This window comes from Viridibacillus sp. FSL H8-0110, from assembly GCF_038003565.1.
Classification (GTDB): domain Bacteria; phylum Bacillota; class Bacilli; order Bacillales_A; family Planococcaceae; genus Viridibacillus; species Viridibacillus arenosi.
On record NZ_JBBOPJ010000001.1, the window covers coordinates 680,534 to 705,941 of the forward strand.

27 protein-coding genes are annotated in these 25,408 nt (G+C 36.1%); 16 read left to right on the top strand and 11 right to left on the bottom strand.

Going from position 1 to position 25,408, the window contains the following annotated elements; translation table 11 throughout:
• Window positions 1–86 precede the first annotated feature (86 nt).
• Both MHH98_RS03345 and MHH98_RS03350 read left to right on the top strand, forming a co-directional pair.
• On the top strand, window positions 87–1,778 hold the full coding sequence (locus MHH98_RS03345) for an FAD-binding dehydrogenase (protein WP_340712223.1): 1,692 nt from the start codon (window positions 87–89) through the stop codon (window positions 1,776–1,778).
• Window positions 1,779–1,813: 35 nt separating this feature from the next.
• On the top strand, window positions 1,814–2,596 hold the full coding sequence (locus tag MHH98_RS03350) for an enoyl-CoA hydratase (protein ID WP_076065686.1): 783 nt from the start codon (window positions 1,814–1,816) through the stop codon (window positions 2,594–2,596).
• Between the two features lie 43 nt (window positions 2,597–2,639).
• On the opposite strand, the gene MHH98_RS03355 is transcribed toward MHH98_RS03350, so the two are convergent.
• Window positions 2,640–2,825, bottom strand: coding sequence for a YhzD family protein (locus tag MHH98_RS03355; protein ID WP_038189025.1), 186 nt, complete (start codon window positions 2,823–2,825; stop codon window positions 2,640–2,642).
• A 179-nt stretch (window positions 2,826–3,004) separates the two neighbouring features.
• Between MHH98_RS03355 and MHH98_RS03360 the strand changes: the two genes are divergently transcribed.
• The 3 genes from MHH98_RS03360 to yhaM are packed head-to-tail and all read left to right on the top strand — an operon-like array spanning window position 3,005 to window position 8,089.
• On the top strand, window positions 3,005–4,225 hold the full coding sequence (locus MHH98_RS03360) for a metallophosphoesterase family protein (RefSeq protein ID WP_076065687.1): 1,221 nt from the start codon (window positions 3,005–3,007) through the stop codon (window positions 4,223–4,225).
• Between the two features lie 28 nt (window positions 4,226–4,253).
• The gene (locus tag MHH98_RS03365; protein WP_340712224.1) at window positions 4,254–7,154 is read left to right on the top strand and encodes an ATP-binding protein; all 2,901 of its coding nucleotides are present in this window, start codon (window positions 4,254–4,256) and stop codon (window positions 7,152–7,154) included.
• Window positions 7,151–8,089 carry a 3'-5' exoribonuclease YhaM gene (gene yhaM, locus MHH98_RS03370; protein WP_038189011.1) on the top strand — a complete coding sequence of 313 codons (939 nt, stop codon included), beginning with the start codon at window positions 7,151–7,153 and terminating at the stop codon, window positions 8,087–8,089. Before MHH98_RS03365 ends, yhaM begins: the two co-directional genes overlap by 4 nt.
• A 68-nt stretch (window positions 8,090–8,157) precedes the next feature.
• On the opposite strand, the gene MHH98_RS03375 is transcribed toward yhaM, so the two are convergent.
• Together MHH98_RS03375 and MHH98_RS03380 are read right to left on the bottom strand one after the other, a co-directional pair.
• The gene (locus MHH98_RS03375) at window positions 8,158–8,511 is read right to left on the bottom strand and encodes a hypothetical protein (protein ID WP_340712225.1); all 354 of its coding nucleotides are present in this window, start codon (window positions 8,509–8,511) and stop codon (window positions 8,158–8,160) included.
• A gap of 131 nt (window positions 8,512–8,642) precedes the next feature.
• Window positions 8,643–9,518 carry a peptidylprolyl isomerase gene (locus MHH98_RS03380; RefSeq protein WP_038189009.1) on the bottom strand — a complete coding sequence of 292 codons (876 nt, stop codon included), beginning with the start codon at window positions 9,516–9,518 and terminating at the stop codon, window positions 8,643–8,645.
• Between the two features lie 153 nt (window positions 9,519–9,671).
• Here MHH98_RS03380 and MHH98_RS03385 point away from each other — a divergent pair, with 153 nt between their 5' ends.
• The gene (locus MHH98_RS03385) at window positions 9,672–9,770 is read left to right on the top strand and encodes a YjcZ family sporulation protein (RefSeq protein WP_076034466.1); all 99 of its coding nucleotides are present in this window, start codon (window positions 9,672–9,674) and stop codon (window positions 9,768–9,770) included.
• A 151-nt stretch (window positions 9,771–9,921) separates the two neighbouring features.
• On the opposite strand, the gene MHH98_RS03390 is transcribed toward MHH98_RS03385, so the two are convergent.
• The 6 genes from MHH98_RS03390 to MHH98_RS03415 all read right to left on the bottom strand — a co-directional run bounded on the left by MHH98_RS03390 (window position 9,922) and on the right by MHH98_RS03415 (window position 13,195).
• The gene (locus MHH98_RS03390; RefSeq protein ID WP_370588357.1) at window positions 9,922–10,104 is read right to left on the bottom strand and encodes a hypothetical protein; all 183 of its coding nucleotides are present in this window, start codon (window positions 10,102–10,104) and stop codon (window positions 9,922–9,924) included.
• Between the two features lie 70 nt (window positions 10,105–10,174).
• Window positions 10,175–10,720: a DUF3267 domain-containing protein gene (locus MHH98_RS03395; RefSeq protein ID WP_038189003.1), complete on the bottom strand. Its 546-nt coding sequence runs from the start codon at window positions 10,718–10,720 to the stop codon at window positions 10,175–10,177.
• Window positions 10,721–10,881: 161 nt separating this feature from the next.
• Window positions 10,882–11,400 (bottom strand): HTH-type transcriptional regulator Hpr, encoded by a 519-nt coding sequence (locus tag MHH98_RS03400; RefSeq protein ID WP_051448815.1) that lies wholly within the window; start codon window positions 11,398–11,400, stop codon window positions 10,882–10,884.
• 142 nt (window positions 11,401–11,542) lie between these two features.
• Window positions 11,543–11,908, bottom strand: coding sequence for a YtxH domain-containing protein (locus MHH98_RS03405; protein WP_038188999.1), 366 nt, complete (start codon window positions 11,906–11,908; stop codon window positions 11,543–11,545).
• Window positions 11,909–12,091: 183 nt separating this feature from the next.
• A complete protein-coding gene (locus MHH98_RS03410) occupies window positions 12,092–12,619 on the bottom strand; it encodes a tryptophan transporter (RefSeq protein ID WP_053418746.1) in 528 nt (175 codons plus the stop codon).
• A gap of 144 nt (window positions 12,620–12,763) precedes the next feature.
• Window positions 12,764–13,195, bottom strand: a complete 432-nt coding sequence (locus MHH98_RS03415; RefSeq protein WP_038188993.1) for an HIT family protein — start codon at window positions 13,193–13,195, stop codon at window positions 12,764–12,766.
• A 103-nt stretch (window positions 13,196–13,298) separates the two neighbouring features.
• Between MHH98_RS03415 and MHH98_RS03420 the strand changes: the two genes are divergently transcribed.
• Window positions 13,299–14,039 carry an ABC transporter ATP-binding protein gene (locus MHH98_RS03420; protein WP_038188991.1) on the top strand — a complete coding sequence of 247 codons (741 nt, stop codon included), beginning with the start codon at window positions 13,299–13,301 and terminating at the stop codon, window positions 14,037–14,039.
• Window positions 14,032–15,213 (top strand): ABC transporter permease, encoded by a 1,182-nt coding sequence (locus MHH98_RS03425; protein ID WP_038188978.1) that lies wholly within the window; start codon window positions 14,032–14,034, stop codon window positions 15,211–15,213. Before MHH98_RS03420 ends, MHH98_RS03425 begins: the two co-directional genes overlap by 8 nt.
• A gap of 38 nt (window positions 15,214–15,251) precedes the next feature.
• Here the strand turns inward: MHH98_RS03425 and MHH98_RS03430 are convergent, their stop codons facing one another.
• Together MHH98_RS03430 and MHH98_RS03435 are read right to left on the bottom strand one after the other, a co-directional pair.
• Window positions 15,252–16,421, bottom strand: a complete 1,170-nt coding sequence (locus MHH98_RS03430; protein ID WP_038188976.1) for a M20 family metallopeptidase — start codon at window positions 16,419–16,421, stop codon at window positions 15,252–15,254.
• A gap of 84 nt (window positions 16,422–16,505) precedes the next feature.
• Window positions 16,506–17,024, bottom strand: coding sequence for an antibiotic biosynthesis monooxygenase family protein (locus MHH98_RS03435; RefSeq protein ID WP_076065689.1), 519 nt, complete (start codon window positions 17,022–17,024; stop codon window positions 16,506–16,508).
• 368 nt (window positions 17,025–17,392) lie between these two features.
• Here MHH98_RS03435 and hemE point away from each other — a divergent pair, with 368 nt between their 5' ends.
• The 8 genes from hemE to MHH98_RS03475 all read left to right on the top strand — a co-directional run bounded on the left by hemE (window position 17,393) and on the right by MHH98_RS03475 (window position 25,402).
• Window positions 17,393–18,442 carry a uroporphyrinogen decarboxylase gene (hemE, locus tag MHH98_RS03440; RefSeq protein ID WP_038188971.1) on the top strand — a complete coding sequence of 350 codons (1,050 nt, stop codon included), beginning with the start codon at window positions 17,393–17,395 and terminating at the stop codon, window positions 18,440–18,442.
• Between the two features lie 34 nt (window positions 18,443–18,476).
• Window positions 18,477–19,409, top strand: coding sequence for a ferrochelatase (gene hemH / locus MHH98_RS03445; RefSeq protein WP_038188966.1), 933 nt, complete (start codon window positions 18,477–18,479; stop codon window positions 19,407–19,409).
• Window positions 19,410–19,418: 9 nt separating this feature from the next.
• Window positions 19,419–20,840 (top strand): protoporphyrinogen oxidase, encoded by a 1,422-nt coding sequence (gene hemY, locus MHH98_RS03450; RefSeq protein WP_038188964.1) that lies wholly within the window; start codon window positions 19,419–19,421, stop codon window positions 20,838–20,840.
• A 323-nt stretch (window positions 20,841–21,163) separates the two neighbouring features.
• A complete protein-coding gene (locus tag MHH98_RS03455; RefSeq protein WP_051448808.1) occupies window positions 21,164–22,123 on the top strand; it encodes a YncE family protein in 960 nt (319 codons plus the stop codon).
• Complete coding sequence (locus MHH98_RS03460) at window positions 22,120–22,803, top strand: response regulator transcription factor (RefSeq protein WP_038188953.1); 684 nt, start codon at window positions 22,120–22,122, stop codon at window positions 22,801–22,803. The genes MHH98_RS03455 and MHH98_RS03460 overlap by 4 nt, the downstream gene beginning before the upstream one ends.
• Window positions 22,800–24,191 (top strand): sensor histidine kinase, encoded by a 1,392-nt coding sequence (locus tag MHH98_RS03465; RefSeq protein ID WP_038188950.1) that lies wholly within the window; start codon window positions 22,800–22,802, stop codon window positions 24,189–24,191. Before MHH98_RS03460 ends, MHH98_RS03465 begins: the two co-directional genes overlap by 4 nt.
• Window positions 24,192–24,193: 2 nt before the next feature.
• Entirely contained in the window at window positions 24,194–24,706 is a 513-nt protein-coding gene (locus MHH98_RS03470) for a FixH family protein (protein WP_038188947.1), read from the top strand.
• Window positions 24,707–24,832: 126 nt separating this feature from the next.
• A complete protein-coding gene (locus MHH98_RS03475; protein ID WP_038188944.1) occupies window positions 24,833–25,402 on the top strand; it encodes a TetR/AcrR family transcriptional regulator in 570 nt (189 codons plus the stop codon).
• The last annotated feature ends 6 nt before the right edge of the window (window positions 25,403–25,408 follow it).

A 25,408-nucleotide genomic window follows, 5' to 3' on the forward strand; every position in this document is an offset into this window, starting at 1 on the left:
TGTAAATAGAGGTGTTTAAACATTAGGTGAAGAAATACAATGAAACGAAATATTATTTACTTTATCAGTGGGGGAGGGTGAGAATTATGACTTATGATGTAATAGTCATAGGAGCAGGATTGGCTGGACTCGTTGCTACAGCAGAATTATCGGATCAAAGAAAGAAAGTATTATTACTTGATCAAGAGCCAAAAGCTTCTCTTGGCGGTCAAGCTTGGTGGTCTTTTGGTGGATTATTTCTTGTTGATTCACCGGAACAAAGGCGACTTGGTGTAGAGGATTCAAAAGATTTAGCCTGGAGAGATTGGCTAGGCTTTGCAAAGTTTGACAGAGAGAAAGACGAAGATTACTGGGCTATAAAATGGGCAAAAGCGTATGTTGATTTTGCATCAGGGGAGAAACGCGAATGGTTGCATAGTTTAGGTATAAGATTTTTTCCTGTTGTAGGGTGGGCAGAACGTCAAGGTAACTCAGTTCCTCGCTTTCATATAACATGGGGAACTGGCCCCGGGTTAGTGAAGCCATTTGAGAAGAAGTTAAGGGCCGCTATTAAAGCTGGGCTCGTAGACTATAAACCACGTCATCAAGTAGATGAATTGATAACTTCTATAAATGCTGTAACTGGAGTAAGGGGAAAGATTTTAGTACCTAGTAGTGCTAAACGTGGAGAAGAAAGTGCACGAGATTCAATAGGCGATTTTGAATATAAAGCGAAGGCAACCATTGTCACGAGTGGTGGAATTGGGGCAAATATCGAGTTGGTACGCAAAAATTGGCCCCAACGTTTAGGGAAAGCTCCTGAACGAATGATTTCTGGAGTACCCGCACATGTAGATGGGAAAATGTTAGACATTTCTGAACGTGTGGGAGGTCGCATCGTCAACAAAGATAGAATGTGGCATTATACAGAAGGAATTCCAAATTGGAATCCCATTTGGAATAACCATGGAATTCGTATTCTACCAGGTCCGTCATCACTTTGGTTAGATGCTGAGGGGAACCGTTTTAAGGCTCCGAATTTCCCAGGTTTTGATACCCTTGGTACGTTGGAAGCTATTCAAAAAACAGGCTATGATTATTCATGGTTTATATTGACAGAGAAGATTATTGAAAAGGAATTTGCATTGTCAGGTTCAGAGCAAAATCCAGATTTAACTGAGAAAAGTGTAAGGAAAGTGCTCCAACGTATATTACCTGGTCCTACAAAACCTGTAAAAGCATTTATGGAGAATGGAGCAGATTTTGTGGTAGCTAATAATTTAAGAGAATTAGTGGATGGTATGAATAAAATTGCAGGAAATGATCTAATCCAGTATGAACATATTGAAGAACAAATTAAAGAACGAGATGACGAGATAAAAAAGAAATTTACGATGGATTTGCAAGCAAAGGCAATTCAAGGAGCTAGAAATTATATAGGGGATAAAGTCGTTCGTGTTGCTAAACCACATAAACTATTAGACGCCAATAAGGGGCCGTTGATAGCGGTGCGGCTAAATATTCTAACACGTAAAACATTAGGCGGTTTACAGACAGATTTAGATGGCCAAGTATTAGATGAATCGATGAAGCCGATTGAAGGGTTGTATGCCGCTGGGGAAGTGGCTGGATTTGGTGGCGGAGGCGTTCATGGCTATAGAGCATTAGAAGGGACCTTTTTAGGGAGCTGCTTATTTAGCGGTAGACAGGCAGGGCGTGGAGTTTTGAAAGATATAAAAAATAATAATTTTTCAAAAAATAAAGGTGTTCTGGAGGAAGTAGAGAATATTACTATATGAATAACTGTTCATTTTTAAACAAAGGGGTGTTTTTAATGACATTTGAAACATTAAAACTAGAGAAGAATGGTAGATTGGCGACGTTGACTTTGAACAGGCCAGCCGCTATGAATTCTATGAATGAAGTGATGATGAGAGAATTAGCTGATTGCTTTGAAGCGTTAAATGATGATGGGAATATACAAGTACTTATTATTAAAGGGGAAGGGAAAGTATTTTCAGCTGGTGGAGATATTAAAGCGATGCTGAATGAGGACAACCCGATGGATATTGATGAAGTTATGGTTGATATTACACGCTTTGTGAAGGCCATATATATGTTGCCAATGATAACAATTGCAGCAGTTCACGGGGCATCTGCAGGATTAGGCTTTAGTTTAACACTGGCTAGTGACATTATTATTGCTGAAGAAACTAGTAAACTAGCGATGAATTTCATTGGGATTGGTCTTATACCAGATGGTGCAGGGCATTTCTTCATGAAGGAGCGTTTAGGCACTCCGCTTGCTAAACAGATGATTTGGTCAGGTGACATATTGACAGGCACTGGAGCAAAAAAACTAGGCTTGGTAGATGAAGTAGTACCTGAAGGGAAAGCTTCTGAACAGGCAAATTTATTAGCACAAAAATTGTTACAATCACCAGTTGCTGCAATGATTGCATCAAAGGAGATCTTGCATACGCAAAAGTGTACAGAGCTAACGAATGTTCTCAAAATGGAAGCAGTTGCTCAATCTAAAATGCGTAAAACAGTAGATCATTTAGAAGGTATTCAAGCATTCGTACAGAAACGTACACCCGCTTTCAATGGACAGTAAAAAAATGCCTTTCACAATTTAACTTTTGTGAAAGGCATTTTCATTATGAATGGAACAATATTAATTTGCCAGCAGCATTTACTAAGCGATGTGTTTGATCTGCCAAACCTTTTTCTTCAACTTGTTGTTGCCCTTGAGTTTTGGCAGTTACATCATCAGCAAATTCCCATGCTTCGTCAAAAAGTGTTTTACCTGATTTTTCGAACGCTGTAAATCGATACGTTTTCATATTCATCACCCTTTTTTATGAATGTGTATTCATTATACTAGAAAAGTCAGAAAAAACATACAAATCAGTAATGGGATTTTAATAGTAATCTATGAGTTATGTTAGAGCTTTTGCTATAAATTACCGGAATTTTGTGATAAAATAAGAACAAATATTCGTATCTGTTGAAGGAGGAAATCATGTCTACTATTCGATTTTTTCATACTGCCGATTTACATTTAGATAGCCCATTTAAAGGGATGTCGGCACTCCCAAAGGAGCGTTTACAGGAACTTCGTAATAGCACATTTGCAGCATTTGATCGATTCATCCAATATGCAGTAAAAGAACGGCCAGATTTTATTGTCATTGTTGGAGATATATATGATGGAGAAGACCGTAGTTTACGTGCACAAGCTCATTTCCAAAAAGGTATGGAACTACTTTGTGACAAGAATATACCAGTCATTTTGAGTTATGGAAATCATGATCATTTGAATGGAAAATGGACACGCTTCGAATTACCTCCCAATGTCTATGTACTACCTAAGCAAACAAAGCAAGTGACTTTACAAATTCGCGAAACTGAGGTTCATATATATGGCTTTAGTTATCCTAATCGGCATGTGACAGAGCCTATGATAAATACATACCCAGTTGCTACAGATAAGGATGCCTTTCATATTGGTATGCTCCATGGAAGCTTGATGGGAAATACAACTCATGATGTCTATGCACCTTTTACAAAAGAAGCTTTACTTTCGAAACAATATGATTATTGGGCACTAGGGCATATTCACTTACGTCAAATAATAAATGTACATCCACCGATTGTTTATTCAGGTAATATTCAAAGCCGCCATCGTAAAGAGCAAGGTATAAAAGGGTTTTATGATGTAGAGATGGAAAAGCATAGCACAAATCTGGATTTTGTACCGACATCGGTGATTGTTTATGATGAATTTGAAGTTAATTGTGAGGGTCTTATACATGCCAATGAAATTTTACAAGCATGTGAAATGGTGTTGCAGCAATTTCGCGATATTAATGGTGCAGGAGTTGTAGAATTAAAGCTTGAGCAATTAGAGCCTAGCGCAAAGATGTTATTTGAAGAGAGTACTATAGAAGAATGGCTTGAACTGATACGAGAGAAAGAAGAGTTGAAATCTCCTTCCATCTGGGTACAGTCTGTTCACGTCAATTGGCAAGACTTCATAGAATATGAAGCAACTGTTGCGACAGAAGCAGTACTTCATGTTATTGATAATTGGGACGAAATGCAATGGAAGGAAAAGCTAAAAGATCTCTATCAGCATCCTAAAGGTGGCCGTTATTTAAAACCTCTATCTGATTTAGATTTAGAGCAAATCTCAGCGCAAACAAAAGACTTATTTAAAAACTTAGTATCAAAGAAACTTTAACTTTGAAGTAAAGAAGGGAGTGAACAATATGTATATCCACAAATTGGTTATTTTTGGATTCGGGCAACATGAGAATGTAACGATTAATTTGAAACAAGGTATCAATGTATTCTATGGGCTCAATGAAGCGGGGAAAACGACGATTCAGCAATTTATACTTCATATATTATTTGGTTTTCCTCAAAAGAATGCGCAACAGCTCCGCTACGAACCGAAAGCAGGCGGTAAATATGGTGGCCAAGTGCATATAATAGACGATGAATTTGGAAATTGTATTATTGAACGTGTGAAGGGGAAAGCAATAGGGGATGTTACGGTCTATTTTGAAGATGGTACAAGAGGGTATGAGGAGGCGCTAGCGAAAATAGTACATGGCTATAATCGCGAAGGCTTTGAAGCCATTTTTTCATTTTCTGTTCATCAATTGCAACAGCTAGAGCATATGTCTGAGGATGAATTGAGCAAAGTATTATTAGCTTCAGGAACAACAGGTGTTGATCAATTAACTAAACTTGAAAAGGATCTAGATAAGAAAATTGGAGAGCTCTTTAAGAAATCTGGTAAAAACCCAACGATAAATAAGCAGATTGAAGAACTTCGTGAAAGTGATCAAATTCTAAAAGAAGAGCGTAAAAAACTTGAGGAATATGATCCTACTATTTTAAGATTACAGCAAATTACAGCAGAATTAGATGATATTAAATCAACCGAATCTATGCAATTGAAAGAACAGCAGAATTTACATATATTCCGTCAACTCTATCCTCTACTACAAAAGAAGGAACAGTTAGAACAAGAGCTTCAATCTATTTTACAGAAAGGATTTCCGACAAATGGAGTGCATCGTTATGAGTTGTACAAAGACAAAAAAATCGAAGTACAAGCTATATTAAACCAAGTTCAGCAAGAAAAAGAAATAATCCAAAAGCAACTCAAAGTAGGTTTTGATGATGAACGATACCAAAGATTAAAGAACCTCAATGATCAAGACAGTGAATGGCGTGAGTGGAACTCTAAGGTGAAAAGTTTAGAAAATGATATTGAAATACTACAACAAGAAAAAATAGCTCAATATCGATTATTGGGCATTACGGATTATGAACAGCAACAAGCTTTAGAGCAAACGGAAGTTTCTCTTGAACAGGAAGATTATTTTCGTCAATTGGTAAAGCAATTGGAAGAAAACGAAGAACAGTATCGATTTGGTCAACGTACTTTAGAACAGCTTCAAAAGGAGTTAGCAACAGATGAACAAAAATTAGATAATCTTTTTGAACAGCAACCGTCTGACTATGAGATAGAACGAGCAGCCAATTGGTCAGCAAAAATACAAAGAATAGCTGAAGTGAAGGCTACCTTAAATCATGAAGTAAAAGTAACTAAAAGTACAAAATCAGTAAAACTCTTCAGTGTAGCGATTGCAATAATAGCTATTCTAATTGGCATTAGTCAATCTAATTGGCTTGTAATCGCAATAGGTATTATTGTAGCTTTTGCACTATGGTTTATTTTGGACAATGGTACAGTGACAAATGAAGATAATTCTGTAAATAAAGAAGCTCTGCTACGTGAAATTCGCGAATTTGAATCACAGCAATCTGAGATGGAACAACTACTGACAAAAATTCGCCAATTTGAAGATCGTATTACTCTGTTACAAGAACAGTATGATGATAAAAAAGTACAAATGAAAGAAGCTCAACAAGCTGTATCTAAATTCAATATGTATGTCGAACAAAGTGAAGAGCAACTTCAACTTTTTTTAAAGCGTTTTCAAATAAGCGGCTCATTACAACCCGAACTTCTAACAGAGTTATTCAGGCAAGTACGTGAGTTCCAACAAAAAAGCTCAAGTATAATGATGAAAGAACATCAATTAGAGCAACTTTCTGCGCTAGTAAATGAGCGTATAAAGGATGCCTCAGCAGCTTGCGAAATAATCTGTACGAGAGAAAATTTATCAGCTACCGTTCAATCAGTCTATTTCAATATGACTGAACAACAGCAGCTTGTTGTAACGGCTAAAGAAAAACTACAACAATTAGAAAATATTATTGATGAGAAGACGAATTTGCATAAATCTTATACGAATGAAATCTTACATTTATTTGAAGAAGCTGATGTTGAAACAGCCGAGGATTTCTATAGGGCTGACGAACAATTTCAACTTTATAAAGACAATTTCCTATCATTAAAACAAGTAGAGGAACAATTGGCAATGTTCGATGAGGCATCAGTCAACGTTCAATTAAACGATATAGAATCTCAAAATCTACTTGAGCAGATATCAGCTACGCTGCTATCTTTACAAGAGAAAAAAGATAAGTTACTCAGTGAACATGCGGAGCTACAAGCGAAAACAATAGGTCTATTATCAGATGAGAAATATGGTATTCAGATTCAAAGGTTTGAAGAGCAAAAAGCCGCTTTAGCGGAGCAAGCTCGTGAATGGGCTATTAATCAAGCAATTGCAACAGCAATACAAGAAACTATGCGTAACTTAAAGGAAAAAAGACTGCCAGCAGTTTTGCAAAATGCAGAACGATATTTTATACAGTTAACAGGTGGCCGCTATGATACATTAGAGATAAACTCAGAAAGTATTTTTGAAGCAGTTGCTGAGGATGGTATGCGTTATACAATAGATGAATTGAGCCAAGCGACGAAAGAGCAAGCCTATATAGCATTACGATTTGCATTGGCGGATTCATTACAACAATCTGCACCATTTCCGATTATTATGGATGATCCTTTTGTTCATTTTGATCGTTTGCGTATTGGTAACATGGTACAATTAGTTGATAGTATTCAAACGAAACACCAGATACTTTATTTTACATGTCATGAAAATATGATAGATCAATGGTCAAAATCATTCGTCATTCATGTTTCAAATTTAAAAAGTGAAAGGAGATTGACTTCCATATGAATGGTATAGCATCACTTCAAGTCGGAGAGCCAGTCGATCATTATTTATTAATTAAGCAAGCTACAAAAGGCGTTACAACAATGGGGAAACCATTTATGACGTTAATTTTACAAGACAAGAGCGGTAGTATTGAAGCAAAATTATGGGATACAGGCGAAGAACATGAACAACTATATCAATCTGAGGGCATTGTACGTGTTGGTGGAGAGATCCATGATTACCGTGGTAAAGCTCAACTACGTATAAAAGCAATCCGTCCAGTAGCGAATGATGAGGGAGTTTCAGTAGTGGATTTAGTACCATCTGCAGAAACACCAAAAGAGGAATTATTTGAGCAATTGATGCAGTTCTTCTTCGAAATTAAAAATCCACAAATTTCACGCATTACTAGACATATATTAAAAGAAAACCAAGATGAGGTTATGACGTTCCCAGCTGCGACAAAAAATCACCATGATTATGCATCTGGTTTACTAGATCACGTTGTATCGATGTTGAAATTAGGTCGAGCAATTGCTGATTTATATCCGACGTTAAATAAGGATTTATTATATGCAGGTATTATTTTACATGATATCGGTAAAGTAGTTGAGTTATCTGGACCAGTTGCAACATCATATACTGTCACGGGTAATATGCTAGGGCATATCTCGATTATGGTGACAGAAATTGCGAAAGCCGCAGATACACTTCAAATCGAAGGTGAAGAAGTCATGTTGTTGCAACATATGGTATTATCTCATCACGGTAAAGAAGAATGGGGAAGCCCTAAAAAGCCAATGTTGCAAGAAGCGGAGATGCTTCACTACATCGATAATATCGATGCCAAAATGAATATGCTAAAACGTGCATTAGGTAAGACAGCATCTGGTGAATTCACAGAAAGATTATTCCCATTAGATAATCGTGCATTCTATAAACCAACAATTGATTAATAAAATAAAGAAAAAGGACCTTTCAGCGATGCTGAGAGGTCCTTTTTACATACTAAAGAGTATTACTGTTAACAGTTACGGAACAGTCCATGGAATGGTTTATGACATGGCTTATTCATATTGCAGTGACCTGGTCTACCTGGATCACCTGGATCAACTACTACGTTTTCAGTAGATTGTGTGTAGTAATGACGCGGTACATTAACAATGTGTTTTCTGTTTACAGTAACTATTGGATGAATAACGGGAACTTCTCTCTCAACGTAGCAATCATTGAACTGATATTGTGTAGGGCATACGATGGGTTGTTGGCCGTGATTGTGGCAATGACCATGACCATGGCCGTGACCGTGACCGTGACCGTGACCGTGACCGTGACCGTGACCAAAACCATGTCTGTGGTGATGGTTGTGACATTTCAAAGGAATCACCTCCGTTCTAACTTGTTAACTCTATAACATGCGACAAAGTAAAACATTAAGAGGACAGAGGCCCGTAAAAATAAAAAAATACCTGATCCATCGTAATGGATCAAGTACTTTAATGTTGCTACTTATTTTTCAGTAGTAGTATTTTCATTTAAAAATTGGCTTAGTGCGTCTTTTAGATCTTTGTCTTTAATCTTCACGTCAGCTTCTTTAATTAATTTAGTAGTTGTTTCAATGAATTTATTTTGAGCTGCCTCAGTTGCAGCAATTTTTTGTTTAATATCATTTTTGCTATCTTCTAGAGAAGGAAGGTCTTTAACATCACGCTTGTCCTCTAATTTAATAATGTGATAGCCATGAGTAGATTTAACTGGTTCACTGATTTCGCCTTTTTTAAGAGCGTATGAAGCATCTGTAAATTCAGCAACCATTTTATCTGGGCCGAACCAACCTAGTTCACCGCCAGCTTCTTTAGAACCTGGATCTGTAGAGTACTTTTTAGCAAGTTTAGCGAAATCTTCACCTTTATCTAGTTTAGATTTTACTTCTTTAGCTGTTTCTTCATCAGCAACTAGGATATGGCTTGCTTTTACTTCTGTTTTCATACGATCGTAGTATGCTTCGATTTCTTTTTCAGAAATATTCATAGCTTTTTCTTGTAATAAAAGAATACGGATATAATCTTCTTTGAAATCTTTTTCAGTTAAGCCTTGAGCAGCTAGAGTTTGTTCGTAGCTTTCACCCATTGCTTCTTTTTGCTTTTTGAATTCTGCATCTACTTCTTTATCAGTTATTTTGTATTTATCTTCTAATACACTTTTGATAACTAATGTTTGAAGTGTTTGTGTACCAGCCGCACTCTTCATTTCCTGGTACAGTTGTTCTTTTGTAATATTACCTGCTTTTGATTCTACTACTACTTCGTCACTTGAATTATTTCCACATGCAGCAAGAGCAAGAACAGATGCTGCTAGTGTAAGTGATAATACTGTTTTCTTCATCTTTAAAATCTCTCCCAACTTTAGTTACTTCTAACTAATGTATTTGTAACTATAACACAAAACGATAAAAAAAGAAAAAGGTTCCATATTCATTTAGCCTAAAACCCTAAAACATATATGCATAAGATAGCAAAGAGAAGGGAGGTGTGGGTAATGGGTAATGGTGGTGGATATTCTAATGGTTCAGGATTTGCTTTAATTGTCGTGTTATTTATTTTGTTAATTATTGTTGGCACGGCATTTATTTGCTGAATTTTGGCAATAAGAAAGTCCATTTGCAGTCATGCGAATGGACTTTTTTATTTATTAAATTCATTAATTTGAGGACGGAAGAACTAACTTAATGTTGATAGAACTTAACTTATCCAACAAGCTATTTTCAATGATATAAAATGAATATTGCTTACACAGTGAACAGAATCTCCAAGTAAAATGAGATTAACAAAATAGTAATCAATACATTTATAGTTCGATATATTTTTGGTTGTTTTTCTTCAGGAATTTCTTTTTGCGCACAAAGTGCATACGTCATCCGGTTGATTTGAAATAAATAAAACACCGAGAATAGGACGACAATGGCAATCATCAAGTCTTTTCCTCCCCTCTATCTACATCATAAGCATAACAAACAAAGAACAGAAATGACAAGTTAATCATCATTGGTTAGATGATGGAACTAAAATTTCAAACCCCTTATCTGTTTCTTCAATTAATGCCGTTTTAGGCGAATGTATAAGATGTTTGACATACAATAGGTCAATTAAGCAAAGTCCACAGTGATAAGCCAACAAAATCGAAAAGTAATGTCTAAAGGGTGGAAACATTATTGCGCCAATTATTAAAACTAAGTTCAGTAGAATAAATGGTACGAGCAATGCAAAAACATAACGACTTTTTAAAATGGGCTCATGGATACGCATCGACAATACAGGTAAAAAGCTATATTGTTTCTCAATGGAAAAGCGCAAACTTTTACGATAACTAAATAATGGCATAAAATGTAGCAGCTTATGAGCAGGGTAAATCATAAAAAAGACCAGTAAAAAGAGCGGGAATAAGTGATCTGATAACGGATCTTCTTTAAATATATTTAAAACTATATAAAAAACAGAAAATACGCTAATGACGATTATAGTAGACAATAAAAAAATACGATCATGGCCGTATTGTTTCTGTACATTAATTGTTTTCCAGCAATGCAAGGTTTAGCATCTCCAATTTCAAAATATGATAATCTTCGAAACCTAACATTAATGCTTTTCATAAGGAAAATCAAGTCATTTTATATTAAAAAAAAGATAGCGTTTTCATCCCTGAGTATTGAACATTTGGAGCAATACTCAGGTTGAACTCGTTTTGAATATTATTCAATTTTACGTAATGAACCTTCGAAAATATCCATGAAATCATCCCCATAGATATTACGAATAATAGCCATAAGGTCTAACAATTCAGGGAATTTACCATACATTTCTTTTAAAGGAAGTGAACCTTCAAGAACACTATGCTTCGATTGGTTGTAATTTTCTGTCAATTCAACAAGTAATGACTTACCTTTTTCGGTGAGCTCAACATATGTATTTCGCTTATCGTCATTACGTTTAGAAAATGCAAGCAATCCACGCTCCTCTAAATTTTTAGAGAAATTAAATGCGGTCGATACGTGCATTACACCAAATTTTGCTATATCAGAAATCGATGCGCCTTCAAGATTAGAAGCAATCCATAATACATGGTGCTCATTGATATTCAAATCATATGGTTTAATCCATGCTTGCCAATCTTTTTCAGCAGCTTTCCAAAGGGCCTTCGATAGCTGGGCGATTCTTTGGCTGTAAAGCATAGCTTCACGAACCGTATATAAGTCTTCAGACATAGCTATCACCAACTTTCGCAATTTTCTAACATTATAACATTATTTGTAAATAATAAACAATCGTTTTCCAATATAAAATAGTACAAAAAATATATTTTTATAATAGTTTAATTATTTTTCTCGAAAAATATACTTCTATCGTATAATTTTATTCATTATTTTTTGGATTCTTACGATTTTGGAATTCTGCTAGATGTTTTTCGATTTCTTCAACAGAGCTTTGTAAAGAAGCAATTTCTTGTTGTAGATTCTCTTGAATAGGCGCTGTCTCAGCTTGCCAAGAAGCAAAAGATTCCTTTGATTCTTCAATAACTTTAGGAATGGTTTGTTGAGCTTCATTTTTTATGTTCTCAATAGACCCTTTAATATCAGCTATTCTATTTTGAAGATCCTCTTTAGTAGTTTGCAGTGATGATCTAAATTCTTTACCTGATTGTGGTGTAGATAAAAGAACAGCTACCATACCCCCAATTGCTCCAGTTGTTAAGCCGAGTAAAAATGTAGACGTTTTCATAATATCGTTTCTCCTTCCTAGTTTAAACTATGTATATCCTTCTTTTACTATAATAAAACATGATATCCAATAAAAGAAATTAAAACAAAAATTATTTATTATTTGTAGCTATTAAAAAGAAGGTCATTATCTATAGTATTGTAGATAGTGACCTTCTGAATATATTATTTTTAATATTAATGTTTAGGCATGTGTTAAAGATGTATTAAATTTCGAACGTTTAACCAAATTAATGATGATTGGGTAAATAATAATAAATGCTACGACGTTAATGGCAACAGCAGGTAGTACTACTGTTATGAATAATGCTGTAAATGGAATTTTCGCACCAACAACTAATATTGCTGAGCCTAAGAAAACACTTCCTGAAATTATCGTACCTACACCGGCAAGAACAGCCGATACTGCAATTTTCTGAGCAAACTTTTGTAATAATACAACTGCTGCATAGAAAATAAATGCTGTGACTAATTTGTCGATAATGTTCGGTACAAAACCAGCTGGGAATGTTGAAAATAAGCCTGAAATCACGCCTGTTGTTATTGCTAGTAAGAAAACTTCTTTAATACCAGGGAATAATAAGATGCCGATAAACATCATAGTTAGCATGAAGTCTGGCTTCATACCACCATTAATTCCTGGAATCACGACATATAATGCCGCACCTACACCAACTAAAAGTGCCATCAAAACTAAATTCTTCGTATTCATTTCTCATCTCTCCTATAGCTACACTGAGCTCAACTTTTGTTATTTCCTTCCGTATCCTCGTGATCGGAAGCGAAACTTATACATGATATTACAGGTAAATTATCGGGAAATCAATACTATTATATAATAGTAATAATAAGAAAGTTAACCCTTCTTATTTAGATTTTCAATAATTTGTTCAGCTAAATCAGCTAAAATTACTGGCGTATATTCATCTGGTTTTGTGGTCCAAGTAGGTTTAAATCCGTCAGTTTCATCATATCTTGGTATGAAGTGTAAATGAAAGTGAAATACAGTTTGGCCAGCCGCTTCTCCGTTATTATTTACTAAGTTCATGCCAGCTGGGTTGAAGGTATCTTTAATAGCATTAGCAATTTTAGGTGCAACAGCAAAGAGATTCGAAGCTACTTCAGAAGACATTTCAAAAATGTTTGCCACATGCTCTTTAGGAATTAATAATGTATGACCTTTTGATAGGGGACCAATATCCATAAAGGCATAGACAAATTCGTCTTCGTAAACTTTCATACTAGGAATTGAACCATCGATAATTTTACAAAATAAACAATCGCTCATAAAATACACACCTTTCATCATTTTGCTTTTTATTTTACCATATTGGTAACTGCTAGTTTGCGAAAATTTTGATAAACTGTAAGAAGAATAGGAGTGACGAGGAATGACAGTATTAGAATTACAATCCGTAACAGGTGGTTATACGAGAAAACCTGTTATTCATGATTTATCCTTTACAATTCAACCTGGAGAACTAGTCGGACTAATTGGACTGAATGGGGCAGGGAAAAGTACTACAATTAAACACATTATCGGATTAATGACTCAAAAAAGTGGAGACATTCTTCTAAACGGGATCACAATAAAGGAAAATATGGATCAATATCGTTCCTCATTTTCATATATTCCAGAAACTCCTGTATTATATGATGAGTTAACTTTGAAAGAACATTTAGAATTAACTGCAATGGCATATGGTTTGGATGAACAAACATTAAAAGAACGCTCTGAACCATTATTAAAAGAATTCCGAATGGAAAAGCGATTAAACTGGTTTCCGTCTCATTTCTCAAAAGGAATGCGTCAAAAAGTGATGATTATGTGTGCATTTTTAGTTAATCCATCATTATATATTATTGATGAGCCATTTTTAGGGCTAGATCCACTAGGGATTCAATCATTATTAGATCACATGGATGAAAAGAAAAAAGACGGAGCATCTATTTTGATGTCTACACATATTTTATCGACGGCTGAAAAACATTGTGACCGTATTTTATTGTTACATAATGGCCGACTTCGCGCACAAGGGACGATGAATGACTTACGCCAAGCATTCAATATGCCAGGTGCAACTTTGGACGACCTATACATCGCGATGACAAAGGAGCAAGATCATGAATAACTTGCATGATGTGTGGCGTACACGCTTCTTTCATTATATAAATGAAGTGCAAAAGTATATGAAATATGTCTTTACGGGGCATATGGCAATCGTACTTGTATTCATCATCGGCGCAGGTGGCTATCAATATAGTGAGTGGCTGAAAACAAATCCAATTGATTTTCCTTCTATATTAGTAACTGCAATCGTAATAGGTTTTCTATTAGCATTCAGTAGTCCTACGACTTTAATCCGTGAGCCTGACCAAGTTTACTTATTGCCACTTGAGACAAAGCTTCCAATTTATTTTAAGAAGGCTCTAAATTGGACATTTTGGTCACAGATTCTTGTCGTTGTTTTACCGTTTATCATAGCCCTACCTATGCTAAAACAAATAGGAAAAGTATCTACAGTGACAATTGGATTAACATTTGTAGTTGTTGTGTTGATGAAATGGTGGAATGTACAAGTCGATTTTGCATTTCGTTGGGCTAATCGAGGACAAGCAGTATGGGGAGATCGCCTTGTAAGAATATTAATTTCTATTATTGTTTTGGCATCAGTGTTATTGATGAACATATGGATGATGATTATTGTTGCTATTCCAGTAATCTATTATGGTTTTACTTGGATGAAACAAAAGACTATGCATCCCTTTCCTTATGAGCATTTCGTAAAACTAGAGCAAAATCGTATGTTGCGTCTTTATCGTTTTGCTAATTATTTTACAGACGTACCTCATATACATGGTAGCATTAAAAGACGTCAGTGGTTGGATGCGCTATATAAAATGGTAGCGTTTAAAAAAGAAAACACACAAGCCTATTTAGTGTTCCGCACTTTTGTCCGTACAGATGACCATTTCTATTTATGGGTGCGTTTAACGGCGATAGCGGGCATAGGTGCTTTTATCATTAATATGCCTGTTGCTGTTGGCGTCTTTTTAGCAGCGCTAGCATTTGCGACGACAATTCAGTTGAAGCAAGCATTAATTTCTTCAACAGATTTTAGTATGTATATGTTATATCCATTACCAACAGTTTATCGTAAACTAGCAGTTCATAAAATTGTTCGAGTGGTAAATATTGTACAAGCAATTATCGTGTTAATTTGTGGCATAGGTAACCCATTATTTTATGTCGGACCTGTGATTATGTTAATCGTTGGCGAGCTTACATTACGAATGACGAAATAAAGAAAATCCTGAGACAGTGTGAATGTCTCAGGATTTTTTTATATATTTTGATAATCAAGTACTGCTGCACCTAACGTTTTAGCAGCAATCAACATTGCTTCTTCACGGAAATCGAATTTTGCATGATGATGAGCATATGCAGTTCCTTCAGGCATTGCACCTGTAAAGAAGAATACACCAGGTACCTTTTCTAGGTAGTATGAAAAATCTTCCCCAACCATAAGTGGAGCGCATTCAAGTACTTCATTAACACCAGGAATATCCTTCGCGATGTCAAAAAGGAAAGCAGACTCTTTCTCATGATTGACAACAGCTGGATAGCCCCTAATGTATTCGAATGTGTAGGCGCAATCAGCGGCAAGGCAAGTACCTTTAATAATACGTTCAATTTCAGCTTCCACTAAATCACGGACTTCAGGTAAAAATGTACGGACAGTACCTGACATTTTAGCTTCCCCAGCAATAACATTAAAAGTATCTCCAGCGTGGAAGGAACCAATTGTTACTACAGCCGATTTAATAGGATCAACTCTGCGAGAGACGATATGCTGTAAATTTGTAACGAGTTGTGCACCAATTGTTACTGTATCAATCGTATCTTGTGGCATTGCACCATGTCCACCGCGGCCTTGTATAGAAATTTCGAAGCGATCTGCTGAAGCCATCATAGGTCCTGAGCGATGTTCAATAGTGCCAAACGGTGTTTGTGACCATAGATGTGTACCAAAAACAGCATCGACACCATCCAAGCAGCCCGCTTCCACCATAGGTTTTGCTCCACCAGGAGCTATTTCTTCAGCATGTTGATGAATGATGACATATTCACCAGCTAGCTGATCGCGCATTTCATGAAGTGCTTTTGCAAGTTGTAGTAATGTGGCAGTATGACCATCATGACCACAAGCATGCATAACACCAGCGACAGTTGATTTATAGGGAACATCGTTTAATTCTTGAATAGGAAGTGCATCAAAGTCTGCTCTTAATGCAATTGTTTTACCAGTTTTTCCGCCTTTAATACGTGCAACAACCCCGTTGCCACCAACATTAGCTTCATAAACAACGCCGAGCTGATCGTAAAATTTTTGTATATACTTAGCTGTTTCAGTCTCATTAAAAGAAACTTCAGGATGCATATGTAAATGGCGGCGAATTTGTACCATGTCTTTATAAGAAGCATCTAGTTTATCAAAAAGTTGTAGTTTCATCTGCTATACCTCACTCATAGTTAGTATTATTGATTTGCTTTTATTATAACAAAAAAAGCCGAGCGCTTGACTCGACTTTACTAATTAATCTTCAGTTTCTTCATTTTTTGCAGTGGTATAAGTTGTTACATATGCTTTACTTGTGAAAATGTTACGATTTTCAATACCTACTGCAGCAACTTGATTATCAAAAGCTTCTTTATATGCTTTTGATACTTTCCAAGCTTCAAATGAAGTTGGACCAGTCCATTCTGTTAAGACAATATAAGTTTCGGAATTGAGCGGTTTAAGTAAGCGATATGCTTTGAAACCAGGATCCGAATCAATTACATGCGAACGACTTAAAAAACGATGTTCAAATATAGGACGACCTTCATCTGAAACAGGTAGATGATTCAATACAAAGAAACCTTTGTCTTCTAATTCATTAATTGAATCGATTACTTCGTAGCTTCGAGGGGTTTGAAAAACAGATTTTCCCTCTGTCTCATGTAGCAACATAGAGTTGCCAGAGCCATGTAATACAATCATTTTTTCGTTGGTATATTTTTTTCGTAAGCTTACCATAAATTCTGGAGTTCCAGATGTTAAATAAATATTCAATAATAACGCCTCCTATTTAATTTATATGTTCTTAAATATAACCAGTTTCAGTGGCTAGTTGCTCGAGCCGGGCGCTTTTATCATTCCTTTGTATATAATATTTAGCCATAGTTTATATCAATTAAACATTATAATGTGCACAATTAATAATTGTATGTTTGATATATCGATAATAAGTAAAATATATTAAAAGAATTTGAGGGTTTTTAGATTGTCAGACATCTTTGTCGAAAAGATGTCAACATTACAAACAATTTCATGACATTTCGGGCGGAAAACTATACAATAACATGGGAAACGACTATAGTGAAAACGGATACGAAAGTCGAAACGAATAACTTTTATATATGAAGGGAATGAATCTATTCATGAGAAAGATTAATGATACGCTTTTACGCGCAGCACGTGGAGAGAGGACAGCCTATACTCCGGTTTGGTATATGCGTCAAGCAGGACGTTCACAGCCTGAATACCGTAAGATTAAAGAGAAATACTCATTAGAGGAAATTACACATCAACCAGAATTGTGTGCTTATGTGACACATTTACCGGTACAAAATTATAATGTTGATGCAGCCATTTTATATAAAGATATCGTAACACCACTACCAGGTATGGGTGTTGATGTGAAAATAAAAGCAGGTATTGGTCCAGTGATTTCAAACCCAATTCGCTCTGTAAAAGATGTAGAAGCTTTACGCGAATTTAATCCTGAAGAACATGTACCATTCGTGCTTGATACAATAAAACTTTTAACTGAAGAACAATTAGATGTACCTTTAATCGGCTTTGCCGGCGCTCCATTTACACTTGCGAGCTATATGATTGAAGGTGGTCCTTCTAAAAGTTACAGCTTAACAAAATCATTCATGGTATCTGAGCCACAAGCTTGGTTCATGTTAATGGACAAGTTAGCGGATATGATTATTGTGGATATTAAAGCTCAAGTTGGAGCAGGAGCTAAGGCATTCCAAATTTTTGACTCATGGGTTGGAGCACTAAGCAAAGAAGATTACCGTATCTTCATTAAACCAGTTATGACAAGAATTTTTAGTGAGCTAAAAGAGTTAGATGTTCCGATGATCACATTCGGCGTAGGTGCAAGCCACTTAGCAATGGAATGGCATGATTTACCGGTAGATGTTGTCGGCTTAGATTGGCGTTTGCCGATTAAAGAAGCGCGCGCTATGGGGATGACTAAACCAGTTCAAGGTAACTTAGATCCAACATTATTATTAGCTGATTGGTCTGTTATTGAAGAACGCACAAAAGCAATTATTGACCAGGGCTTAGAAGTACCGGGTCATATTTTCAACTTAGGACACGGCGTTTTCCCTTCAGTAGATCCAGATGTTTTAAAACGTTTAACAACACTTATTCATGAATACAGTGCAGAGCAAGTTAAAGTACGTTCTTAATAGGTAGTAAATAATTTTTTGAGGTGAATTTACAATGAAAAAAACAATGGGCTTATTAGTTATGGCTTATGGTACACCAAACAACGAAGATGAAATTGAGGCATACTATACACATATTCGCCATGGTCGCAAACCTAGCGAAGAGTTAATCGAAGACCTACGTAGCCGTTATCAAGCTATCGGTGGTATTTCTCCTCTTGCAGAAACAACTCGTAAACAAGCAGCAGCATTATGTGCTCGTTTAAATGAAGTTCAAGATGAAGTAGAGTACAAACTTTATATTGGTTTAAAACATATTGCACCATTCGTAGAAGATGCAGTAGAAGCAATGCATAAAGACGGTATTACTGAAGCAGTTTCCATCGTACTTGCCCCTCACTTCTCAACATTCTCTATTAAATCGTACAATGGCCGTGCGAAAGAAAAAGCAGAAGAATTAGGTGGTTTAACAATCACTTCAGTTGAAAGCTGGTACAAAGAGCCAAAATTCATCCAATATTGGACTGAAAAAATCAATGAAGCGTTTGCTGACATGTCAGAAGAAGAACGTAACACAGCTTGTCTAATTGTTTCTAACCACTCATTACCTGAAAAGATTGTTAAATTAGGTGACCCGTATGCAGATCAACTACATGAAACAGCTGAAATTCTTCAGAAAGAAACAGGAGTAGAACATATGGAAGTGGGCTGGCAAAGTGCTGGTCAAACACCGGAACCTTGGCTTGGACCAGATGTTCAAGATTTAACCCGCGAACTATACAACGAAAAAGGCTACCGTTCATTTGTTTATACACCAGTAGGCTTTACTGCGGAACATTTAGAGGTATTGTATGACAATGACTATGAATGTCGTATAGTTTGTGAAGAATTAGGAGCTAACTATCGTCGTCCAGCTATGCCAAACGATGATCCATTATTCATCGATGCAATGGTTGATGTTATTAATAAAACGTTATCTCAAGCCTAATAGAAAGTGATGATTGATGTGACTGAACAAAAGCAAAGAGTAGCCGTTATCGGTGGTGGGATTTCAGGCTTAGCTGCTGCGTTCTATTTGCAACAAGAGGCTAAAGAGAAAAAACTTCCATTAGAAATAGTACTGATTGAATCTTCTCATCGTTTAGGTGGCAAGATTCAAACTGTACGCAAGGAAAATTTTATCATTGAACGTGGTCCAAACTCATTTATTGATAACAATAATAGTATGGCCAAATTAGTAAAAGACTTAGGTATCGAAGACCAGCTCATTCGAAGTGAAGCAGGTCAAACGTACATTACTGTCAATGAAAAACTATATCCAGTACCAGCAGGGTCAATTTTAGGGATTCCCACAAAGTTATCTTCATTTTTAGCTTCTGATATTGTGTCTTGGAGCGGTAAAGTGCGTGCTACATGTGACCTATGGTTTCCTCGTTCTCGAGTACAAGAAGATCAGCCTTTAGGGAAATTTATACGTAGAAGATTCGGTAAGGAAACTGTTGAGAATATTATAGAGCCGCTTTTATTAGGTATTTCTGCTGGAGATATAGAACAGCTTAGTTTACAAGCAACTTTTCCAGAACTAATTGAAATGGAAAAAGAATATAGAAGTTTAATGACAGGTATGAAAAAGGCACTTTCTGAGACCTCTCATGATGACTCAAAGAGCATTGAAGAGCGTTCATTCCAAACTTTTATAAATGGTCTTGAAACGTTGATAGAGGCATTAGAGGGACGACTAATAGATACGACTATTTTAAAAAGTGTCAAAGTTGAATCGATTGCAAAAGCAGCGCATCAAGTCACATTGTCTTTGAATAATAAGACCTCAATTGCCGCAGACGCAGTAATTTTAGCTACACCACATCTTATAACTCAAAAAATGTTTGCCAAACAAGGTTTATTACAAAATTTACAAGATATCCCACTAGCAACTGTTGCTACTGTATCGATGGCATTTCCCATAGAAGCAATGGATGAAAGTTTTAATGGCTCTGGATTCACTGTTGCGCGTAATAGCGATTTCTCAATTACATCTTGTTCATGGATACATCGAAAATGGCCGGCATTTGTTCCAGAGGGCTATGCTTTATTGGAAGTTTATGTAGGACGTTCAGGTGATGAAGCGATTGTCGATTTATCGGATGGTGAGATTGAAAAGATTGTCTTACAAGATTTAAATAGAGTGACCCCGCTAAAAGGGAGTCCATTATTTACCGTTGTTTCGAGATGGAAAGAAGCTATGCCTCAGTATACAGTTGGTCACACTCAACGTGTAGAATTAGTTAAACAAGAATTATATGAACACTTCCCTACGATGAAGTTGGTAGGAAGTTCTTATGAAGGAACAAGTTTACCTAATTGTGTTGACCAGGCTCGAAGCGCAGTGGATGAGTTATTAATAAAATTATTTGAATAATGGAGTCGTTCTTTTCGTTGGTTTAAAGATACCTACAGAAGAGCGATTTTTTTTGCCATTTTATCAATATATTTATGTAATTCTTGAGGCATACATGACGTCGCGAACTCTGGTTATGTTCCCTTAGAAGAGCGCTTTTGTCATTTCAGAGTGTCCAGTCTCAAGCTCAAGCCCCTCGAGTTCAATTTATCGTGTAGTGAACTTAGGTTATATTTCTTTAGACGATTCTATTCCACATTTCTAATTGTTCACAATTTACTTCCCTTTCTTTCATTATTATTTCACATTTATACAGTATGATGAAAAGGGAAGGGGTGATGGAGTTGAGAAAGCGTGTTACGGTCATCATATTATTTTTCTTATTACTCCTTTTTGGATGTGGAAAGGATGCGTACCCAGCAATTCCAGCAGATACTTCCTTTATCGCAGCAGTCAATATACAGCAGCCTTCAGTCACTTTTGTAAATAAAGATTTAAAGGTTTTTGCTACTTGGCAATTAGAGAAAGCATACACAGGTGCCACTTTGATTGGTCAGCAATATTTACTGCTTTATGGTAACCAGCTAGAGAGTGCGGACGTTTATAATTTAAGTACCGGTGAAGTGGCGTATTCCATTGCAACTGGTGCTGGAGTAACGAATGCCATCTATGCACCAAATAAGAAAATTCTCTACATATCAAATGGCAAAACGAATCGCGTTACGGCTTATACTAATAAAGGCGAGCAAATCGCTGAGCAGAAGGTAGGTAATTATCCGATGTCGATGGTTACCCACGGACAAAATTTATATGTAGTTAATTATAAAGATACAAAACTTTCTGTCCTTGATGCAGAGTCTCTTAAAGTGAAAGATAAGTGGCAAATTCCAAAATCCTCTCACGGGATGATTATTTTAGAAAAAAGAAAAGAACTATGGCTTGGTGGACACGGAGCGGGTATGAAACCGAATACGACTGTCGATATTTTTGATATAAATAAGGGGCAGAAGGATCGTGAACTTTCACTACCAATGATGCCAATTAGTTTTGCGATTGACAATGACCGAATATATGTTGTCAGTCATGGGCAAAGTCAATTATATGAAGTAAATGATGAAGGTCGTGTATTGAGTGCACAAGAAATTGGCGCTAATCCATTTGCAGTGCAACTTTTTGAGCAATATGTCGTAGTAGCAGGGTACGATGATCAAACATTATACTTTATGAAAAATAATGATGTTACAAAAAAAGTGAAAGTTGATAAAGGACCATTTCAATTGATTGTAAGGGAGATGAGCGAATGACATCCATTCTAATTGTAGATGATGAACAAGATATGAGGAATTTAATCCATATGATGTTAAAAAAGTCAGGATTTCAAACACTACAAGCTGAAAATGGCTACGTTGCTATAACAACCCTCGCTCAAGCGAAAGTCGATATAGTATTGCTCGATGTTATGATGCCAGGTATAAATGGCTTTCAAGTATGCGAAGAAATTCGTAAAACTTCGAATGTACCAATCATTTTCCTAACTGCAAAGGATGCAAATGAGGACAAGGTAAAAGGTTTAACGCTTGGTGCAGATGATTACATTGTAAAGCCATTTACATCAACAGAACTTGTGGCTCGAATAATAGCCGTGTTGCGTCGCACCGGAAATGCTCCAGTGGAGGTGCAAGTAAAGCATTTATGTAAAGGGACAATTGATTTGGATGAGGTATCTAGAAAAGTATTTGTAGCAGGAAGTGTAATTCCCCTAACGTTAAAAGAATTTGACTTATTACATTTGTTTATGACAAATGAAAATACGGTTTACACACGTGAACAATTATTAGAGAAATTATGGGGTCTAGATTATGCAGGGGGAACCAGAACGGTAGATACGCATATTAAAACACTTCGATTAAAATTAGGAAAAGAAGCTGGTCAATTTATTCACACCGTATGGGGGCTAGGCTATCGCTTTGAGGTAAGGATATGAAAAAACTGTCCTCACGAATTTGGGCAATGATTTTAATTTTCTTAACACTAACCGTTCTTTTTATGTACATACTAACCCATTTTTTATATGAACGATTGTATGTTAAAGATGCGGAACAGTCGATGATTGAAGTTGGGGAGAAATTGGCAACGATTTATGAAGGCGGTAAAGTAACCGAAGATTTGATCGCGCAAATTGATAATTATAATAATTACTCAGATGTCTCTGTATTTGCTGTTAAGAATCCACGTGAACTAAGTGCTTGTGTACCATTTGATATTGATTACAAAACATTGATTGGTGCAGAGGAGCGGCAGAAACTTTTACAAGAACAAACTGTCACCAAGATGGGATATGAGGAGCGCTTTGATCGGCAAATTATTTCTGTTATTATTCCGCTGACAGATCAAAACCGTTTAGAAGGTATTATTTATATATATTTCCCGTTAGCGAAAATATCGGAATTGGCATCTAAAGAAGTTACTTTTTTATTAGGTAGTGCAGCAGTATTTTTAATAATTGTAGGTTTTGGTATTTATAAGGGAATAGGTCATATTATGAAACCTCTTAATGCGTTGCAAAATGCTGCAGAGAAAATGGCTGAAGGAAATTATGAAATGAGAGTCCAAGTTACATCAAAAGACGAAATTGGCCAGTTATCAAAAACCTTTAACAAAATGGCGACCGCTATTCAACAAAATGATGAGAAGCAAAAGAGTTTTTTAGCTACCGTGTCACATGAATTACGAACTCCTATTAGTTATGTGAAGGGATACGGAGAAGCTATACAAGAAGGGGTAATTCCAGAACAAGAACAGCATGAAACGATTTCCTTAATCGTCCGAGAAGCTAATCGTATGGAAAAGCTGACAAATGAATTGTTACAATTATCACGAGCAACTAACTTATCTGAACCGATTGCATTATTTCCGTTACCACTCGCAGAAACAATTCGTGAGGTAGTGTTATTAACAGAGCAACAAGCGCTTAAAAAGGACATAAAAGTGAATATTGATGTTAGTGAGGATATTATAGTTAATGCAGATGAAGAGAAATTAAAGCAAATTTTCATAAACTTAATTGAAAATGCATTACGTTATTCTAATGAGAAGACATCAATAGAAATAACTGCAGAAACAAATGGACGTTTTGTAAACATTGAAATAGAAGATCATGGCATCGGGATTCCGGCGGAGGATCTACCTCATGTAACAGAGAGGTTTTATAGAGTAAATAAAGCGAGAAGCCGTAGTGATGGCGGAAGTGGATTAGGTCTTTCAATAGTTGATCAGCTTGTTAAATTGCATGAAGGTACTTGGCAAATTGATAGTGAGTTTGGAAAAGGAACAACAATTACAATACAAATACCAATGGTAGAGGAGTTTTAATAATGAAGAAATGGATGATGAGTTTATTAGTAATTATAGGTTTACTTGCAGGATGTAATAATGATGAAAAGAAAGAAGACCATGTGTCAAATAATGAAGGAACAACTGTCGAAGTAAAAGTTGATATTTTAACACCAGAAAAAGTGGAGGCAAATAAAGAGATTGAATTAGCTGCACATGTAACACAAGGTGGAGAAGATGTGAACGATGCAGATGACGTGAAATTTGAAGTATGGGAATCAGGTATGCGTGAAGATGGGCAAATGATCGAAGGTAAACTGGATGAAAAAGGTAATTACAAAGCGACTATCACTTTTGAACATGATGGAGTTTACTACATGCATGCTCACACAAATGCAAGAGGTCTACATGTTATGCCGAAACAAAAAATAATTGTGGGTAATCCAGATATGAGTAAAGTGAAAGAAGAATCAAATGACGGATCAAAAGGTATGGATCACATGAATAAGAATGATGAAGAAGATGAAGAATCGTCTAATGATTCATCAAAATAAAATAGCTCGTTATTTTGTATGGAAAACACTTGCAACTTTCAATTGTTGCGTGTAGAATAAATGACCAGATGACTAAATTAGTTTTCTGGTCATTTTTATTCAAAATGAAAGTTGGTGAGAAACAAATTGGACCGCAGACAAGAAATACTTGAAGCGGCTTCGAAGTCATTTTCTCTTTTTGGGTATAAAGCTACAACAATGGATCAAGTAGCGAAAATCGCGAACGTAGGGAAAGGAACAATTTATACTTTTTTTAGTAATAAAGAAATCCTTTTTCAAGAGATTGTCGTGAAAATGATTCAAGAGATGAAAACGGCAGCAGACGAAGCAATCTCAGCAGAACAACCATTCCAGCAAAATGCACACGCGGTGTTGATGAAAGTATTAGAGTTTCGAGAAGTACATCTTCTGTATGCAAAATTGATAGAAGAAGAAAAGGAACTTAGAACACCTGCAGTGAAACATGTGCTCATTCGAATTGAACAAGAAATTGTTAACTTTGTTGGTGACAAAATTAAAACAGCCATTAGCAAAGGTGAAATTCGGGAATGTGAACCAGATCTAGTTGCATACTTATTATTAAAAGCTTATTTTGGTTTTGTTGCTGACTGGGGAGAAACGCATGATTTTGAACTGTCAGAAGAGAAAATAGCTTCACTGTTTCGAGATACCATTTTTCGAGGTCTCTTACCGTGAGACTCT

What these genes read in the sequence shown, in the direction of transcription:
- MHH98_RS03345 (WP_340712223.1), top strand. Translation starts at nt 87, where the DNA reads ATGACTTATGATGTAATAGTCATAGGAGCAGGATTGGCTGGACTCGTT.
- MHH98_RS03350 (WP_076065686.1), top strand. Translation starts at nt 1,814, where the DNA reads ATGACATTTGAAACATTAAAACTAGAGAAGAATGGTAGATTGGCGACG.
- MHH98_RS03355 (WP_038189025.1), bottom strand. Translation starts at nt 2,825, where the DNA reads ATGAAAACGTATCGATTTACAGCGTTCGAAAAATCAGGTAAAACACTT.
- MHH98_RS03360 (WP_076065687.1), top strand. Translation starts at nt 3,005, where the DNA reads ATGTCTACTATTCGATTTTTTCATACTGCCGATTTACATTTAGATAGC.
- MHH98_RS03365 (WP_340712224.1), top strand. Translation starts at nt 4,254, where the DNA reads ATGTATATCCACAAATTGGTTATTTTTGGATTCGGGCAACATGAGAAT.
- yhaM (WP_038189011.1), top strand. Translation starts at nt 7,151, where the DNA reads ATGAATGGTATAGCATCACTTCAAGTCGGAGAGCCAGTCGATCATTAT.
- MHH98_RS03380 (WP_038189009.1), bottom strand. Translation starts at nt 9,518, where the DNA reads ATGAAGAAAACAGTATTATCACTTACACTAGCAGCATCTGTTCTTGCT.
- MHH98_RS03385 (WP_076034466.1), top strand. Translation starts at nt 9,672, where the DNA reads ATGGGTAATGGTGGTGGATATTCTAATGGTTCAGGATTTGCTTTAATT.
- MHH98_RS03390 (WP_370588357.1), bottom strand. Translation starts at nt 10,104, where the DNA reads ATGATTGCCATTGTCGTCCTATTCTCGGTGTTTTATTTATTTCAAATC.
- MHH98_RS03405 (WP_038188999.1), bottom strand. Translation starts at nt 11,908, where the DNA reads ATGAAAACGTCTACATTTTTACTCGGCTTAACAACTGGAGCAATTGGG.
- MHH98_RS03410 (WP_053418746.1), bottom strand. Translation starts at nt 12,619, where the DNA reads ATGAATACGAAGAATTTAGTTTTGATGGCACTTTTAGTTGGTGTAGGT.
- MHH98_RS03415 (WP_038188993.1), bottom strand. Translation starts at nt 13,195, where the DNA reads ATGAGCGATTGTTTATTTTGTAAAATTATCGATGGTTCAATTCCTAGT.
- MHH98_RS03420 (WP_038188991.1), top strand. Translation starts at nt 13,299, where the DNA reads ATGACAGTATTAGAATTACAATCCGTAACAGGTGGTTATACGAGAAAA.
- MHH98_RS03425 (WP_038188978.1), top strand. Translation starts at nt 14,032, where the DNA reads ATGAATAACTTGCATGATGTGTGGCGTACACGCTTCTTTCATTATATA.
- MHH98_RS03430 (WP_038188976.1), bottom strand. Translation starts at nt 16,421, where the DNA reads ATGAAACTACAACTTTTTGATAAACTAGATGCTTCTTATAAAGACATG.
- hemE (WP_038188971.1), top strand. Translation starts at nt 17,393, where the DNA reads ATGAGAAAGATTAATGATACGCTTTTACGCGCAGCACGTGGAGAGAGG.
- hemH (WP_038188966.1), top strand. Translation starts at nt 18,477, where the DNA reads ATGAAAAAAACAATGGGCTTATTAGTTATGGCTTATGGTACACCAAAC.
- hemY (WP_038188964.1), top strand. Translation starts at nt 19,419, where the DNA reads ATGATTGATGTGACTGAACAAAAGCAAAGAGTAGCCGTTATCGGTGGT.
- MHH98_RS03460 (WP_038188953.1), top strand. Translation starts at nt 22,120, where the DNA reads ATGACATCCATTCTAATTGTAGATGATGAACAAGATATGAGGAATTTA.
- MHH98_RS03465 (WP_038188950.1), top strand. Translation starts at nt 22,800, where the DNA reads ATGAAAAAACTGTCCTCACGAATTTGGGCAATGATTTTAATTTTCTTA.
- MHH98_RS03470 (WP_038188947.1), top strand. Translation starts at nt 24,194, where the DNA reads ATGAAGAAATGGATGATGAGTTTATTAGTAATTATAGGTTTACTTGCA.